Genomic DNA, 14,922 nt, shown 5'->3' with positions numbered 1-14,922 from the left:
ATTGTAATTTTTTATTAAATTACTTCTTTTAGATTTCTTTATTTGCCTTTGGGTTCGGCCCCAGCACGATCGGTGGGATATCTGCAAATGTTCCGCCTTCTTCTTCCAGATCACGCATTCGGTGTGCCAGGCGAGATGCTGCACAAGCCGCGATACTTCCAACTAGATCGTCTAGAAATGTATTTACCGATTCGCCCGCTTTTGTATCAAGCTTTTCAATGATTCCAATTTTTTGCTTATCCAAATGACCGAAAGTTGTTACGGCAATACTTCCATACGTAAATACTGAACCCAATGCCAATGTTTCATCAACGCCAAACAGCCCTTCATCAGCCTCGATAATTGCTTGTAGCGGTGCCGACAGCATTCTTTTCTCTGCCAGTTCATCAAGCTCAATTCCGACTAGCACAGCATGTTGCACTTCACGTTTATTTAATACACGAACAACCGATTGAATGCAGTGTTCGATCGTTAAACCTTCATTATATGGTGACTGCATCGTAAACACGATTTCAGCAATATCTTCAATTGTTACATGACGACGTTCCAACGCGTTATAAGTAGCTTTTGTCACTTCGTCAGAGTGTACGCGAATATTTTTATTATGCATAAGAAATCCTCACTTCTATTTATTTTAAGTATTTATTTCTCGTCTTCTTTCTATATATTACACCTTTATTTTCCTATATGATACAATTTTACATACATCAAAATACAGGGGTGACAACATTGGAGAGAGGCACAGTAAAAGACGTTGCTTTTTTTAGCAATGCATTAAACGAGGAGCTGGAGTTATTAATTTATATTCCAGCAAATTATTCCCCATTATATGAATATAAAATTCTAATTGCGTCCGATGGTAAAGATTACTTTCAGCTAGGAGGCATTCCGCGCCTTGCTGATGAACTGATTGATGGCTATCTAATCGAAAATACAATCATTGTTGGTGTGCCATACAAAAATTACGAAGATCGTAAGCGAAAGTATACACCAGCAGGGGATCAATTTGAAGCGTATATGCGGTTTTTGGCACATGAGCTCGTGCCTTATTTGGATGACGAATTTTCAACTACACAAGTTGGCGGCGGACGTGCATTAATAGGTGATTCTATGGCTGCAACCATTTCATTAATGACTGCAATCCATTATCCAAATATTTTCGGGAAAGCCATTTTACAATCACCTTATGTAGATGAGCTTGTATTGCAGGGAGTTAAGGATGCGAAAAACGTCGATATTCTTTCGTTGTACCATATTATCGGTCGACAGGAAGATCAGGTTTCATTAAAGGACGGCACGGTCAAAGATCTCTTAACACCGAACCGGGAGCTGCATCAACTGTTCGTTCAACATGGTATTGATACATTCTATGAAGAATTCAATGGAAATCATACATGGACTTATTGGAAACCTGATTTAAAACGTGCACTAATTGAAATTTTCGGATAATACGGTATGTTGGAAATGTTTATTCACAAATTTTTCTGTTATACTTATAACAATTACGCCTTGGTGTGGCTGTATCTAGATTTTTGTTAGTATAAATAGTTGTATAAAATCTATGCCATTTACAGGACGTCTTACCTTCATTTAGCACGGTGCTAAATGATATTATAAAATTTTTAGGGGGTAATGAATTTGAAATATGGTATTGTTGCTTTTCCATCTAAAAAATTACAAGATTTAGCGAACACTTATCGCAAACGCTACGACCCGCACTATGCTTTAATCACACCTCATATTACGCTCAAAGATGCGTTTGATGCGGATGAAGCTGAAATCGGAGAAATCTCCAAGCATTTGCAGGAAGTGGCATCAAGGTTTGCACCTTTACAAATTCACGCCTCACGAATCAGTTCATTTTATCCGACGACGAATGCCATTTACTTCCGTGTTGAGCCAACACCACAGTTGGAAAATATTCAAAAGTCAATTCAGGAAAAAATTAATTTTGGTGCGCCAAAGCATGTGTTTGTGCCACATATTACAATTGCACAAAAAATGAGCGCTTCCGAGCATGATGATATTCACGGCCAGTTGCGTATGGTTGGAGTAGATGAAAAAGATTCGATCGATCGTTTCCACTTGCTTTACCAATTGGAAGACGGCTCATGGACAACCTATGAAACATACAAATTGACTGGAGCTGAGTAATACGTGTTTGAAGTAAAACTAGTTACAACCGACGAAGACCGCGAACGTGCATTTGAACTACGTAAAGAAGTATTCGTCAAAGAGCAAGGGGTTCCACTGAGTTTGGAATTAGATGAATACGATGAAACAGCCACTCATTTTTTAGTAAATGAAGGTGAAAATTCAATTGCTACAGCACGTCTTCGGGAAGTCGAACCGAAAGTCGGAAAAGTTGAGCGCGTTTGCGTATTGAACAATTATCGCGGTAAACGACTTGGCGCATTGATTATGGAAGCTGTTGAACAATATGCAAAAAAAGCTGCGTTTGAAAAGCTTAAGTTGAATGCCCAAAGCTATGCAATTCCTTTCTATGAAAAGCTGGACTACACTGTCACTTCTCCGGAATTTATGGATGCAGGGATTCCACATCGCGCTATGGAAAAGAAAATCTAATTCTTTAAAACTCATAAAAGGAGAAAAACATCCATTTTCCGCCGGAGAAAATGGATGTTTTTCGTATTATTACGCCACTTTTAACGTTCCGATTTACTTCATCATTTTCTCGATTTTTGAAAAATCCAAAGATTTACCGTCTTGAATGATTGATTGGACAATTTTGTCTTCAAGTTCACTCGTAATCGGTTTATTTGCAAGGCGGCTCACCTTTTTCACGATTTTCCGAACTTGTTTTTCATCCGAGAAATCTGCATACGTCAATGCATTGGCAAGAGTCATAATTTCATCGAAATCAACGCCGGTTTTGCGCTCCACTTTTTTAAAAAACGAACGATCCATACTGTTTGCTTACCTCCCTTAAATAAATACGCTACCAACGATGATAAGTAAAATAAATAGTACAACGATCAATACGAATGTACTACTGTTATTACCCCCGCCATAGCCTGAGGAACCATAATCGCAACCGCCTTGTTGCCAACCTTGTTGCTGCCAACCATATCCAGACATACTTATACCCCCCTTTCTATTTTGTAGTGTATGCAAACACTCAAAAAAAAGGAGGGTATTCGTCTAATCTACTTTTCCTTTAGGCTTAAATATTACTGCCGCGATAAAGCCAAACAATATTGCTGCGCTAATTCCGGAGCTCGTCACCTCGAACATACCTGTCAACAGACCAATCCAGCCATGTTTTTCAACTTCAGCCATTGCACCATGTGTCAATGAGTTCCCAAACGAAGTAATCGGAATTGTCGCACCGGCCCCAGCGAAACTTATTAAGGGTTCATATAAATTAAGTCCATCTAAAATTGCCCCTACTACTACTAAAATGGACAATGTATGACCAGGTGTCAGCTTTCCTACATCCAATAATAACTGACCAATTACACAAATTAATCCACCTACGACAAATGCCACTAAAAATGTAAAGCCGATTGTAATCACCCCATCCCGATTTCAATTGCATGTGCTGTGCACGGAATTGACTCGCCTTGTTGAAAAGAAAGCGGCGATAAAAGTGCCCCTGTCGCCACCAATAATACGCGTTTGTAACGACCAGTTTTAAATTGTTCCATCATATAGCCGCTATAGACTGCTGCAGAACAACCTGCCCCACTCGCTCCTGCCAAAAATGCTGTATCTTCTCCGTAAAATTCAGCCCCGGCATCACGGAATCTTGATAAATCTTCTTTTTTTACACCACTTTGGGCAAACATCGCAATTAAAATTTTTAATCCAATTTTCCCTAAATCACCAGTCATAATGACATCGTAATCCTGAACCGTTTGTGAACGCTTTTTTAAATGTGCCTGAATCGTATCAAATGCTGCTGGTGCCATTGCTCCACCCATATGAAATGGATCTGTTGCTCCGTAATCAATTACTTTTCCGATTGTTGCGGCTTCTACATAAGGAAGCTTCGGCTGATGTTTGCCAACCAATACAAATCCTGCTGCTGTTACGGTCCACTGAGCAGTTGCAGGCTTTTGACCTCCATAATCTACCGGATAGCGAAACTGGCGCTCGACCGAGTTGTGCTGACTAGATGCACCGGCAATGGAAAACTCACTTGCACCCAGTTCTGTCAATAATGAAGCAATAACTATAGAAGAAACCGATGTTGCACAGGCAGAAAATAGGCCGATAAACGAAATCGCCAATTCCCGTGCGGCAAAGTTTGTAGGCGTCATTTGATTAACTAAGTCCCCGCCCAATAAATAATCAACATCCAAATTGTTTAAGTTCGACTTTTTCAAAATGATTTGACATGCTTCAGAAATAAGCATGGCATTTCCTTTTTCATTCGAATCTTTTTGCCACCGTTCGTCGGTCGATATTTTGTCAAAATACGTTTGAAAGACACTCCGCTTTTCCAAAGGTCCTACTACAACACCAGAAGAAAGAATGGATGGCTTTGACTTAAAAACTATTACCACGAAACGACACCTACCGATACCAGAATTAATTTAACCAATGTCACAAAAAAGGCCGAAACGACCCCAAACAAAATAACCGCACCTGCAAGTTTGAACATATTACTGCCGACACCTAATACAAATCCTTCCGATTTCCCTTCAATAGCTGAAGAAACAACAGCATTACCGAACCCCGTTACGGGAACGGCACTACCAGCTCCGGCAAATTGGCCAAGTTTTCGATATAGTCCGAACCCTGTCAGGAGCATGGCGAGAAATACCATTGTTGCCACTGTTGGATTGCCTACAGTTTTTTCCGTAAAATCAAAAAACATCATATAAAAAAAGGAAATTGCTTGTCCTACACAACAAATAATACCGCCAACAACAAATGCTTTTAGACAATTAATGGCAAGAGGTGTTTTCGGTGAAATTTGTTCTTTTAACGTATTGTATTGTTGCTCTTTCAAGTTACGTTTCCTCCTTAGCAAGCTTTTTAAGCTCATGCAATTCTTTCAGCATTTTTTTCTGGTTATTTTCCTCCATTAATTTGGTCGATTCCCAGAACATTTTAAAATCTGATGAAACGTTGACTTTACTATCGGAAAATTTATCTTCCAACTTTTTTTTCCAATCTTTTTCAATTTTTTCGCGATTCCATTTTTTAAATGGTTTTAATTGCATAGCGACAAATAATTCATCTTCAAATACTAAAAGATTAGCCTGTTCTATTGCATCATCTTCTTTTAAAAGCTTTTCTACTTCCTGCTGATTTTGTACATTATCTGTCATTGAATACGTTGCAACTTTCTCTCGATCATTGCAGCCTGCAAGAATAAAAAGCAAACTCAATGCCATGAATGCCTTCCGCATAATAGTCCCCCTTTTGTCCATTTTTCTCCAAGTATAACCGTCCGTATTTTGAATTATTCACCTTGCATAGAAGTTTGGGGAAACCTGTTCATTCGCCCGATTCCTTTGACAACCGATTCATATTATTAGTAAGAGTTAAGAATACCGGAGGTGAAAAATTATGGGTTGTGGAAGAGGTAATAATGATGTAGGTGGAGCAGGTGAACATCATCACTCACGTGGTTGTGTCTGTGAGGTTGTTCGTGCAATTTTAGAAATTCAAAATGCAGCAGTACAGGATGAATGTAACCGTTGTACAACAAACTGTTTCTTAGAGCCGCTTGGTGGAATCGTTAGCCCGGCGCGATCAAATGTTGACACACGTGTATTTACATTATTAAACAAGGATGGATCACCATTCTTCGCTACATTCAATACACCAAATGGCTCTTGTCATTGTGTATCAATTTATTTCCGTGTTGAAGATGTATTTGATGGCTGCTGTGCAACACTACGTGTTCTTGTACCGCAAGATGACAATGGGCATACAGTTGATTTACTAAACGACTACGGAACTGCTATTGATTTCCGTCAAGTATGTAAAGTAACACAATTTGAAGCTTCAGATAGCTGTATCACAGTTGATTTAGATTGCTTCTGTGCTGTTCAATGTATCGATGACGTAGACCTTGGCATTTGTGACTAATTCACAGGAAAAACACATCTCGCGCATATAGCGCGAGATGGTGTATTTTCTATGAAACGTACTAAAAAAGAGGAGCCATTAACGTGGCTCCTCTTTTTTATAAAGTATGATGAATTAACACAATCTCATTAGCTTTAATCCAGCGTTTCGTATCATAGCAATTCAACAATACTTGACTACCACTGATTTTATCGATTGATCCGTGTATTTTTTCGCCAGATTTCAAAATAAACACCAATACCCTTGGCTCTTTCGTCGGCTTCGAAAAATAATGGAGCTGTCGGGCAATAAGCGCATTTTCTATTTTTTCAGTTGCAGGACGTACATAAATTGATGTACTTTCTTCTTCTACTTCGACCCGCTTTTCTTGTATATAAACAGGACTTGCAATAAAAAGTAATGGGTGAATTTCCACATTCCACATCCTTTTTCATACAATATGCAAAGTCTTTTCAAATCGTTCCTTACAGAATCCGGCTAATAAACGTCGTTGCAAGGCCAAGATAAATAATAATACTTGTAACATCATTCAATGTTGTGATAAAAGGTCCTGATGCGACGGCAGGGTCAACACCCAGCTTATGCATTAAAATCGGAATGAACGATCCAGCAAGTGTTGCGACAATAATCGAGCAGCAAATTGCTGCGCCGACGAGCAGTCCGATCATTAATGTACCTTTCCAGAAGAAAATGATTCCGACAACAATAGCACCACTTACAATTCCCATAATAAGTCCTGTACTTAATTCCCGAACGATCAGCCTGAATTTACTTTTCCCGCCAATATCCCCTGTTGCAATCCCTCGCACCGCTACAGCCAATGCCTGGGTTCCACTATTACCGGATGTACCGGAAATAAGCGGTATAAATGTTGCTAGCAAGGCGACTTTATCGAGCGTTGCTTCAAAAATCCCCATAAGTCCTGATGTCAGCATTCCTAAGAACAGTAAAATAATGAGCCATGGCAAACGCTTGCCCGCTGCACGTAATGGACCCGCATCATTATCATCCATATCTGCAATACCTGCCAGCTTGGAATAGTCGTCCTCTGCTTCTTCTTCAATAACGTCGATAATATCATCGACTGTAATAATCCCTTGAAGTTCACGGTTCTCGTTAACAACTGGAATTGCCAATAAGTCATAGTCCTTTATTAAGTTTGCGACATTTTCCTGGTCATCCGTTACTTTTACCGATACGACACGTTCGCTCATAATGTCGCGAATATATAAATCACCTTCAGCAACAATCAGTTCCCTTAAAGACATGACACCGAGTAGTCGATGTGCCTGATCCACGACAAAAATATAGTAAATCGTTTCGGCTGTTTGGGCTTCCTGACGCAGTACACGCATTGCCTCACGAACCGTTGCACTTTCTACTACCGATACATATTCCGTCGTCATAATGGCGCCGGCAGTATATTCTTCATAGCCTAAAAGCTCATTAATTTCATCGACCGTTTCTTCATCCATCATTTCCAAGTAATTTTCCCGTTGCTCAGTATCCAATTCATTCAGAATATCTACCGCATTGTCGGTATACATGAAGCCGAACATCGCTGCACCGTATGATGGATCCATCTCATCTAAGTAAGTTTTATATTCATCATCTTCAATTTCAGTTGTTTCAAAAATAATTGCCATTTCTTGAGGAGACAAGTAACGATAAATAATCTGTCGTATGTCCGGGCCCACCTCTTCATAAAACTGTGCTTGATCATATGGATGGAGTACTAGGAAATGTTCACGGAACGACTCGATATTTTCTTCATCAAGCAGCATTCGCAAAAACGCTTCATCGTACTGGACTTCATCATTTTTTTCCTCTATCATGCTTGCCCCCTCCTTTCAACATTTCATAACGAGTTATTTTATGATTAATTTATATCTCTCGTCAAGGCTAATTACGTTTTATCATTATTTTTTTGTATATACAAAAATTGACCAATGACTAACACAAATTCCTTCTCAACAGTATATTCCCATTTTCCCCAAAAATAAAAGATGCCAATGAAATCTTGGCATCTTACATTAGTAAATCAATGTAGAAATCTCTTCTGGCAACTTGCTTTCAAAGTGCACTCTTTCTTTCGTTAACGGATGTTCAAATTCAATGTAGCGGCAATGGAGTGCCTGACGATCAATGAATGTATGAGTACCCCCATATAATTCATCCCCCACTAATGGGTGGCCAATATAAGCCATATGAACACGTATTTGATGGGTTCTTCCAGTATGAAGCTTCAGACGAATATGTGTCATGTTATTTTTACGAGTCAGCACAGTCACATCCGTATGTGCGAATTGCCCGTCTGGCCGGACTTCACGTTCAATAATGCTCGTATCTTTCCGTCCAATCGGAGCGATGATGGATTGCTGATCTTGTACAATGATGCCTTCTGCAACTGCTTCATATTCGCGGTGAATTTGTCCCTTTTTTTGCTGTTCACTCATTAAATGATGGATATGACGGTGCTTCGCTATAAGCATCAACCCGGACGTATCACGGTCAAGCCTTGTCACAATATGAACAGTTGAAGCATGCTGCTGCTGTTCAAAATAGCCATATACAAGGTTTGCAAGCGTATTATTGGGGTGTTCCCGGGAAGGAATTGAGCTCATAAAGGCCGGTTTGTCGACAAGAAGCACTGCCTCATCTTCGTACACAACCGTTAATTCTCCTTGTACGGGAATCAGCCCTTCACTTGCTTCTTCTACCGGGAAAATAATCGTCACATCATTGCCTTCTGCCAGCCGATGCCGTACATTTCTTTCTTCGCCGTTAACCAAAATTGCCCCACCATCAAATTTGATAGCAGTCAATGCACGCTTTGAAATGCCCCATTGAGCAATTGCATCACGCAAAAGCTCTTGATCAACCTTATTCGTAAATTGTAACTGAAATCGTTTATCCATATACCCTCATTCTATTCATTCGAGATAAATGAATCGTGCACACGTTCCCAAAACGGGAATGGTCTGAAACGTGCAAACCGCACTTTTTCATTTGCCACATTAAAAGTAATCGATTTTACATCGGTTTCCGTCATGCTAATATGATCGACCGTCATATTAAATTGCTGCTCATGTACGGGTTTTAATACACAGTTATGGTGTGCCGGCAATACTAAAGAAGATCCGACCGTCCGGAAAACGCGGTTATTGATCGATGCCATTTCTGTTATTTGCAAGGCCTGCAATGTCGGATGAATAATCGCACCACCTAATGCTTTATTGTATGCTGTACTGCCTGACGGTGTTGAAATACATAAACCGTCTCCACGGAAACGCTCAAAATGCTCACCGTTCAGTTCCACATCCATCACAAGCGTTACGTCCGGTGATTTAATCGTTGCTTCATTCAGCGCAAGAAACGTACTAGAGTCGGAATGCAGGCGATGAACCTGCACTTCCAATAACGGGTATTCCACGACATTGTATTCCTTTTTGGCAATCGATAATACTAACTTTTCTAGCTCTGAAGGTTTCCAATCGGCATAAAAGCCTAAGTGTCCTGTGTGGATGCCGACAAAAGCTGTTTTATCCAAACGGTGCAAATAGCGGTGGAACGCATGCAATAATGTCCCATCGCCACCAATCGAAAGAACAATTTCCGGCTCTTGTTCATCAAATTGTAAACCGAAATCAATTAAATAAGATTTTGCGAGCTCCATCAATTCATTTGATTGGTCATCTCTGCGTGATTGTATTGAAAACTTCATTAGTTGTCACGCTCCTCTTTGTCAGTTGACTTATGGATAGCTGTATTCGTTGCTTCTTTTATTTCACTGAAATATGCCTGCGCCTCTTGAATTTCACTTCTAATTGAGGACATTTCCTCATCTAAACGAAATGCTGCTTCGGCTGCGCTTTGCAATCGATTTTTTATTTCTTCCGGGAAAATCCCTTTATACTTGTAGTTCATGGAATGCTCAATTGATGCCCAGAAGTTCATCGCCAATGTACGAATTTGAATTTCTGCCACGACAACGATGCGACCTTGAATCGTTTCTACCGGATATTCAATAATCATATGGTGTGAGCGATAGCCGCTCGGTTTACTATGTGTAATGTAATCTTTTTCCTCGATCACTTTCATATCATTACGCTGACGGATTAGCTCGGTTACTGTTGCAATATCATCAACGAACTGACACATAATCCGTACACCGGCGATATCTTGCAATTCATTTCCTAAACGCGCAGTCGGTTCGAATGGTATCTCTTTATCAAGCGATTTGTCATATATACTAGCAAGTGGTTTTACACGACCTGTAACAAATTCAATCGGCGAATTGGCACTCATAATACCAAATTGCGAACGCATCCCTTTTAATTTAATTTTAAGTTCATCCACAGCTTGTCGATATGGACTCAAAAATACTTCCCACTGCCCCAATTTAAAAACCCCCCAACTAGAAATAGTTCATTTCTGTCACACTATTTCATCAACACGTTGTTTCAAACAATTATACTTCTTGTGAACGAGAAATACACATTTCACACCTAAATCGCGTGAAATGATTCTTTTTCTTGTAATAATTAAGTTAAATGCTATTTATTTAAGAATTCGGCAAATACCTTTTCGATATTTTCAACAAATTGATCTCCATAGTTGCTGTTGCCTTCAATATTATAAAGTAATCCTTGTAATTCATCAGCAAATTGTTGTAGCGGCAGCAAACCGTCTTCCACTTTCAAGTATGCATTCTGCTCTGCCAATAACAGCTGTAATAGTTGCGGCCATACATTTTTTGAAAAGCTTAAATAACTGTATGCCTCATTTTCTTCTATGATATATAGAAACGCCTCATTATCCGAATCGACGATCACTTGCCCTGTCGATTGCAATTGGCTAAGTTGTTTCTTTTCATTTAAAATAAAATAGATTTCATTATGTACTACTTCAACATGTTCAATTATATATACGTTTCGCAATGAATTAATCTCCTTTTTCTTTTCATAACCGGAAAATGTCCGATAATAAAATTGATGATTCATCTACCCTTCACATTTTACCATAGGACACTCGATTGGTGCAGAAACGTTTGACTTCTTTAAGCCGTTGAATTTAATTGAAAACTATTAACAAAAAGGACGATGACAATGACACAGCAAATTGAAATAGAATTTAAGAATATGCTAACAAAACGACAGTATGAACAGCTTCTTGAAGCATTCTCCATAAGACACGAACAAATTATTCGCCAGGTTAACCATTATTTTGATACAAAAGAAAACGATTTAAAACAAATTCACAGTGCTCTTCGAATTCGTGTCGTGGAAGATTCGATTGAATTTACGTTAAAAGAAAAAGCTTCCAAGCACCAGCATTTAGAAACGACAGATTACTTAACAAGTGAGGAAGCAGATCGTATGCTGGCCGGTGAAGGAGTGCCCCCGTATTCTGTAAACGAAAGACTGGCGCTATTTAATATTCCGGTAGGCGAGCTGCACTGTTACGGATCATTGACGACCGACCGGGTAGAAATCCCATACAAAGGCGGTTTGCTCGTGTTTGACCATTCTTTCTATTTGCACTGCGACGATTATGAGGTAGAATATGAGACACATGATGAAGCAGTAGGAAAAGAAATTTTCTCTGAATTTTTAGCACATCATGCAATTGAGCCACAGCCTGCGCAAAAGAAAATTGTGCGCTTTATGATGGCTTTAAACAATCAGAAAGGCTAGGTGCTGTGATGGATATTTCATCGATGAGAACATTGCTTGAACTTCAGGCAATTCAAAATTTAAATACATCCAATCAGTCAAGCTCAAGTGTATTGTCATCATCTACGTCGACTTTATTTTCCGATTTAATGAGCGACATTTTAGACGGACAATCATTATCTAGTTCGCTAAATGGCCTAGGTGATGTGAGCACTTTCCAACAGTTAACGGATTCCGACCAAACTTCTAATTCACAGCAGCAAAAATCGGCTGCTCAAAACTATATCGCATCCTTTTTATTGAACAATTCTACAAACTTAACAAATTTACCGGGGACATTCAATACCCTTTCGGCAAGTAGTGAAACACCCACAATTGAACAGTATATGACGGATTTCACAAGAAAGACCGACGTAGCAAATTTCTTTGCCGGTGCTGAGACTTATGAAGCAGAAATTGCTGCTGCCGCAAAGAAATACAATTTACCCGAAAAACTGATTACTTCCGTTATTAAACAAGAGTCGAATTTCAATGCTTCTGCAACAAGTGCTGCCGGTGCATCCGGTTTAATGCAGCTCATGCCTGCAACAGCACGGTATTTAGGAGTTTCTGACCGCTTTGATCCTGCCCAAAATATTATGGGTGGTGCAAAATATTTACGCCAAATGCTCGACCAGTTCGATAATAATGTGGAAACAGCCCTTGCTGCGTACAATGCCGGTCCTGGAAATGTTAAAAAATATGGTGGCATTCCGCCTTTCCAAGAAACTCAAAATTATGTTAAAAAAATAATGAACTATATGAGTGTTTAATTTTTTACAGGAACCAGTGAAAATCGGAAGGCGAAAGCAAAAAGGAATTTTGAGATGTAATTGTAAATGCTCCTGAAATGCTCTAATTTGGATTTGCTGGAAAATTGATGTGGACACCTATTAAATCAACAATTCCAACATACTTTTAATAGAAGTGGAATGCCCTTCAAATTTTTTGGCAGGGCACTTTATTTGTTAAAATGGCCCTACGTTGCTAGAATGATTGTATCGCCTAAATGAAATTTACATTACTTACATGACATTCATATTTCATATACTGGCAAAGAAAGACACAAAGGAGTATAACTAATGAATCGAAAATATACGATTCCTTATGAGGAACTCGGTGCTGAAAAGCTTTCTGAATTAATTAACGCGTTCTACTCTCGAGTGGCGAAGCATCCTTTATTAATTCCTATTTTTCCTGAAGATCTGACGGAAACAATTCGTAAACAAATACAATTCCAAACGCAGTATCTTGGAGGGCCTAACCTTTTCAGTGAAGAACATGGTCATCCAATGATGCGTGCTAGACATATGCATTTTAAAATTACACCCGATCGTGCCCAGGCATGGCTTGAATGTATGGCAGAGGCGATGGACGAAGTGGGCTTGGACGGGAAATTCCGTGAAGTTTACTATAAGCGTCTCGTAATGACTGCTCACCATATGGTCAACGCCCCAAATGATGAGGAGGGATTTGAGTGAATAATATCCAACTTTTACAGCAACCTGTTGCACCATCCACATGTAATAAACCGATTGAGCTTTATATTTTTATTGACCCCCTTTGCGAAAAAGCATTATCTCTTCAAACGACAATGCGTAAACTGCAAGTAGAATATGGTCATTACTTTACATGTCGATATGTCCTTAGTACGGAACTCTCTGCTCTCAACAGCATGACGAGCCGGATGAAAGGCTGTGTTTCCGGAGCGGAATTGGATATTACACATCCAGCATTACCTTCAATTGCAATTAAAGCGGCTGAACTTCAAGGAAAGCGAGCAGGTTTCCGCTATTTAAACAAAGTTCAAGAAGTAGCGACACTTAATACACGCAATATCAATTCCCATGCGACGTTAATTGAAATCGCCCAACAAGTTAACCTGGATATGGATGAGTTCGTGTCCGACTTTGGTTCAAAAGAAGCAGCTCGTGCCTTCCAATGTGATTTATACTTAACACGTGAAATGGAAGTTGAAGAAATTCCAAGCATCGTATTTTTCAATGAATGCATTGAAGATGAAGGCCTGAAAGTAAGCGGTTCTTATAATTATGAAGTTTACGAGCATATTTTAGCAGAATTGCTTGGGGAAGAATTAATTCGCCAACCGGTTCCCGCATTAGACGAGTTATTCGATCGATTCAGCACCTTAACAACAGCTGAAGTAGCCGAAATCTACTCAATCAATGAACAACTGGCAGAACGTGAATTAAAGAAACGCATGCTTCAGCAAAAAGTAGAACGCATCATGACTGACGAAATTACACTTTGGCGTGCAAAAGAACGCACGACCTACTAAATAATTTATAAAACGCACTTATACAATATTTTGACCAGCTATGCTTTCATGCAGGGCTGGTTTTTTGTTTTCCGGAAGCTGTGCGAAGAAGGAATAAGGTAAGTGAATTCTTTTAGGGTTGTAAGAATAGATATAGGTAAATTTGCCCCTGTGCTCGTTTATATGGCTGCGAATGGAGAACTTGCTAGCATCAGTTAGGGAGAGTATAAAAGCTGTTGTGAGGGTTTCAGAAGCGTTTTTGGATGAAGTGCAGTAGCGCTTGTTTTATTCGCCGTTCGGATTGGAAAAGTGGAATTTTTTAGGATTAAATTAGAACGTTTGCCTTGGAATGTGGAAAGTTTCGAGTGGGATGAGGAACACTTGCCTGATTAAGTAGAACGTTCTCTCTTTATTCGCCAATTCAATTGGGAAAGTAGATTCTTTTGAGGTGAAAGTTGAATATTTCCCCTCGTATGTAGAAACTTTTCATTGAAATGTGGAACACTGGCCTGATTAAGTAGAACTCCCTTTCCCCTTTAACCCGAGAGCACGAATTAGAAGAACAAAACAAAAGAGGCGCCTTATTCTCGAGAAATAAGACGCCTCTTTTTCACAAAGGGGATGGGAGAAATGTTCACGTTCAAACAAAGGGGTGTATGTTTGTTATGTGATTTATTTCACGAGTATTACTCTATCATGGAATAATATTTCTTGCAATGTATCTTTCACAATTTCACAAATTCGTCATATAGTAAGCGTTTCCATTCAAAGAAAAGTGGTTTAAAACAAAATGTCATAAATCTGTAGTCAAATCCCCGCCTCAAACGCCGATATATCAACATTTCTAAACCATTCCCCCTTAAT

21 protein-coding genes are annotated in these 14,922 nt (G+C 39.4%); 8 read left to right on the top strand and 13 right to left on the bottom strand.

Annotated elements, in window-relative coordinates; translation table 11 throughout:
• Positions 1 to 28: 28 nt before the first annotated feature.
• Entirely contained in the window at positions 29 to 610 is a 582-nt protein-coding gene (locus MKY07_RS03825; RefSeq protein WP_008403551.1) for a phosphatidylglycerophosphatase A, read from the bottom strand.
• Positions 611 to 729: 119 nt separating this feature from the next.
• Here MKY07_RS03825 and MKY07_RS03820 point away from each other — a divergent pair, with 119 nt between their 5' ends.
• The 3 genes from MKY07_RS03820 to MKY07_RS03810 all read left to right on the top strand — a co-directional run bounded on the left by MKY07_RS03820 (position 730) and on the right by MKY07_RS03810 (position 2,586).
• Positions 730 to 1,449: an alpha/beta hydrolase-fold protein gene (locus tag MKY07_RS03820; RefSeq protein WP_339263884.1), complete on the top strand. Its 720-nt coding sequence runs from the start codon at positions 730 to 732 to the stop codon at positions 1,447 to 1,449.
• 189 nt (positions 1,450 to 1,638) lie between these two features.
• Complete coding sequence (locus tag MKY07_RS03815) at positions 1,639 to 2,154, top strand: YjcG family protein (RefSeq protein WP_008403553.1); 516 nt, start codon at positions 1,639 to 1,641, stop codon at positions 2,152 to 2,154.
• Positions 2,155 to 2,157: 3 nt separating this feature from the next.
• On the top strand, positions 2,158 to 2,586 hold the full coding sequence (locus MKY07_RS03810; protein ID WP_008403554.1) for a GNAT family N-acetyltransferase: 429 nt from the start codon (positions 2,158 to 2,160) through the stop codon (positions 2,584 to 2,586).
• A gap of 93 nt (positions 2,587 to 2,679) precedes the next feature.
• Here the strand turns inward: MKY07_RS03810 and MKY07_RS03805 are convergent, their stop codons facing one another.
• The 6 genes from MKY07_RS03805 to MKY07_RS03780 form a co-directional block, all read right to left on the bottom strand.
• A complete protein-coding gene (locus MKY07_RS03805) occupies positions 2,680 to 2,928 on the bottom strand; it encodes a stage VI sporulation protein F (protein WP_008403555.1) in 249 nt (82 codons plus the stop codon).
• 18 nt (positions 2,929 to 2,946) lie between these two features.
• A complete protein-coding gene (locus tag MKY07_RS03800; protein ID WP_008403556.1) occupies positions 2,947 to 3,099 on the bottom strand; it encodes a YjcZ family sporulation protein in 153 nt (50 codons plus the stop codon).
• Positions 3,100 to 3,162: 63 nt separating this feature from the next.
• Positions 3,163 to 3,537: a stage V sporulation protein AE gene (gene spoVAE / locus MKY07_RS03795; RefSeq protein ID WP_014824604.1), complete on the bottom strand. Its 375-nt coding sequence runs from the start codon at positions 3,535 to 3,537 to the stop codon at positions 3,163 to 3,165.
• Complete coding sequence (locus MKY07_RS03790) at positions 3,534 to 4,529, bottom strand: stage V sporulation protein AD (RefSeq protein WP_014824605.1); 996 nt, start codon at positions 4,527 to 4,529, stop codon at positions 3,534 to 3,536. The genes spoVAE and MKY07_RS03790 overlap by 4 nt, the downstream gene beginning before the upstream one ends.
• Positions 4,523 to 4,978, bottom strand: a complete 456-nt coding sequence (gene spoVAC / locus MKY07_RS03785) for a stage V sporulation protein AC (protein ID WP_014824606.1) — start codon at positions 4,976 to 4,978, stop codon at positions 4,523 to 4,525. Before spoVAC ends, MKY07_RS03790 begins: the two co-directional genes overlap by 7 nt.
• Position 4,979: 1 nt before the next feature.
• Entirely contained in the window at positions 4,980 to 5,381 is a 402-nt protein-coding gene (locus MKY07_RS03780; protein ID WP_008403560.1) for a YhcN/YlaJ family sporulation lipoprotein, read from the bottom strand.
• Between the two features lie 160 nt (positions 5,382 to 5,541).
• Between MKY07_RS03780 and MKY07_RS03775 the strand changes: the two genes are divergently transcribed.
• Positions 5,542 to 6,066 carry a CotY/CotZ family spore coat protein gene (locus MKY07_RS03775; RefSeq protein ID WP_008403561.1) on the top strand — a complete coding sequence of 175 codons (525 nt, stop codon included), beginning with the start codon at positions 5,542 to 5,544 and terminating at the stop codon, positions 6,064 to 6,066.
• Between the two features lie 97 nt (positions 6,067 to 6,163).
• Here the strand turns inward: MKY07_RS03775 and MKY07_RS03770 are convergent, their stop codons facing one another.
• The 6 genes from MKY07_RS03770 to MKY07_RS03745 form a co-directional block, all read right to left on the bottom strand.
• Positions 6,164 to 6,490 carry a 4-diphosphocytidyl-2C-methyl-D-erythritol kinase gene (locus MKY07_RS03770; protein ID WP_318255096.1) on the bottom strand — a complete coding sequence of 109 codons (327 nt, stop codon included), beginning with the start codon at positions 6,488 to 6,490 and terminating at the stop codon, positions 6,164 to 6,166.
• 40 nt (positions 6,491 to 6,530) lie between these two features.
• A complete protein-coding gene (gene mgtE, locus MKY07_RS03765; RefSeq protein ID WP_014824608.1) occupies positions 6,531 to 7,901 on the bottom strand; it encodes a magnesium transporter in 1,371 nt (456 codons plus the stop codon).
• 198 nt (positions 7,902 to 8,099) lie between these two features.
• A complete protein-coding gene (locus tag MKY07_RS03760) occupies positions 8,100 to 8,984 on the bottom strand; it encodes an RluA family pseudouridine synthase (protein ID WP_339263875.1) in 885 nt (294 codons plus the stop codon).
• 11 nt (positions 8,985 to 8,995) lie between these two features.
• Complete coding sequence (locus tag MKY07_RS03755; protein ID WP_008403565.1) at positions 8,996 to 9,790, bottom strand: NAD kinase; 795 nt, start codon at positions 9,788 to 9,790, stop codon at positions 8,996 to 8,998.
• On the bottom strand, positions 9,790 to 10,467 hold the full coding sequence (locus MKY07_RS03750; RefSeq protein WP_008403566.1) for a GTP pyrophosphokinase family protein: 678 nt from the start codon (positions 10,465 to 10,467) through the stop codon (positions 9,790 to 9,792). The genes MKY07_RS03755 and MKY07_RS03750 overlap by 1 nt, the downstream gene beginning before the upstream one ends.
• 155 nt (positions 10,468 to 10,622) lie before the next feature.
• Complete coding sequence (locus tag MKY07_RS03745; RefSeq protein WP_339263872.1) at positions 10,623 to 11,069, bottom strand: hypothetical protein; 447 nt, start codon at positions 11,067 to 11,069, stop codon at positions 10,623 to 10,625.
• A gap of 105 nt (positions 11,070 to 11,174) precedes the next feature.
• Between MKY07_RS03745 and MKY07_RS03740 the strand changes: the two genes are divergently transcribed.
• From MKY07_RS03740 to MKY07_RS03725, 4 genes are all read left to right on the top strand, one after another.
• Positions 11,175 to 11,762, top strand: a complete 588-nt coding sequence (locus MKY07_RS03740) for a CYTH domain-containing protein (protein WP_339263871.1) — start codon at positions 11,175 to 11,177, stop codon at positions 11,760 to 11,762.
• Between the two features lie 23 nt (positions 11,763 to 11,785).
• Positions 11,786 to 12,553 (top strand): lytic transglycosylase domain-containing protein, encoded by a 768-nt coding sequence (locus MKY07_RS03735; RefSeq protein ID WP_275584029.1) that lies wholly within the window; start codon positions 11,786 to 11,788, stop codon positions 12,551 to 12,553.
• 309 nt (positions 12,554 to 12,862) lie between these two features.
• Entirely contained in the window at positions 12,863 to 13,261 is a 399-nt protein-coding gene (locus tag MKY07_RS03730; protein WP_008403570.1) for a hypothetical protein, read from the top strand.
• The gene (locus MKY07_RS03725) at positions 13,258 to 14,079 is read left to right on the top strand and encodes a DsbA family protein (RefSeq protein WP_008403571.1); all 822 of its coding nucleotides are present in this window, start codon (positions 13,258 to 13,260) and stop codon (positions 14,077 to 14,079) included. Before MKY07_RS03730 ends, MKY07_RS03725 begins: the two co-directional genes overlap by 4 nt.
• The last annotated feature ends 843 nt before the right edge of the window (positions 14,080 to 14,922 follow it).

The organism is Solibacillus sp. FSL W7-1472 (assembly GCF_037969775.1).
GTDB classification, from domain to species: Bacteria; Bacillota; Bacilli; order Bacillales_A; family Planococcaceae; genus Solibacillus; species Solibacillus silvestris.
The sequence above is the reverse complement of the archived record's forward strand: the minus strand, read 5'-3'. Positions and strand labels throughout refer to the sequence as shown.

What these genes read in the sequence shown, in the direction of transcription:
- MKY07_RS03745 (WP_339263872.1), bottom strand. Translation starts at nt 11,069, where the DNA reads ATGAATCATCAATTTTATTATCGGACATTTTCCGGTTATGAAAAGAAA.
- MKY07_RS03755 (WP_008403565.1), bottom strand. Translation starts at nt 9,790, where the DNA reads ATGAAGTTTTCAATACAATCACGCAGAGATGACCAATCAAATGAATTG.
- MKY07_RS03770 (WP_318255096.1), bottom strand. Translation starts at nt 6,490, where the DNA reads ATGTGGAATGTGGAAATTCACCCATTACTTTTTATTGCAAGTCCTGTT.
- MKY07_RS03730 (WP_008403570.1), top strand. Translation starts at nt 12,863, where the DNA reads ATGAATCGAAAATATACGATTCCTTATGAGGAACTCGGTGCTGAAAAG.
- MKY07_RS03800 (WP_008403556.1), bottom strand. Translation starts at nt 3,099, where the DNA reads ATGTCTGGATATGGTTGGCAGCAACAAGGTTGGCAACAAGGCGGTTGC.
- MKY07_RS03775 (WP_008403561.1), top strand. Translation starts at nt 5,542, where the DNA reads ATGGGTTGTGGAAGAGGTAATAATGATGTAGGTGGAGCAGGTGAACAT.
- MKY07_RS03760 (WP_339263875.1), bottom strand. Translation starts at nt 8,984, where the DNA reads ATGGATAAACGATTTCAGTTACAATTTACGAATAAGGTTGATCAAGAG.
- MKY07_RS03780 (WP_008403560.1), bottom strand. Translation starts at nt 5,381, where the DNA reads ATGCGGAAGGCATTCATGGCATTGAGTTTGCTTTTTATTCTTGCAGGC.
- mgtE (WP_014824608.1), bottom strand. Translation starts at nt 7,901, where the DNA reads ATGATAGAGGAAAAAAATGATGAAGTCCAGTACGATGAAGCGTTTTTG.
- MKY07_RS03735 (WP_275584029.1), top strand. Translation starts at nt 11,786, where the DNA reads ATGAGAACATTGCTTGAACTTCAGGCAATTCAAAATTTAAATACATCC.
- MKY07_RS03740 (WP_339263871.1), top strand. Translation starts at nt 11,175, where the DNA reads ATGACACAGCAAATTGAAATAGAATTTAAGAATATGCTAACAAAACGA.
- MKY07_RS03825 (WP_008403551.1), bottom strand. Translation starts at nt 610, where the DNA reads ATGCATAATAAAAATATTCGCGTACACTCTGACGAAGTGACAAAAGCT.
- MKY07_RS03805 (WP_008403555.1), bottom strand. Translation starts at nt 2,928, where the DNA reads ATGGATCGTTCGTTTTTTAAAAAAGTGGAGCGCAAAACCGGCGTTGAT.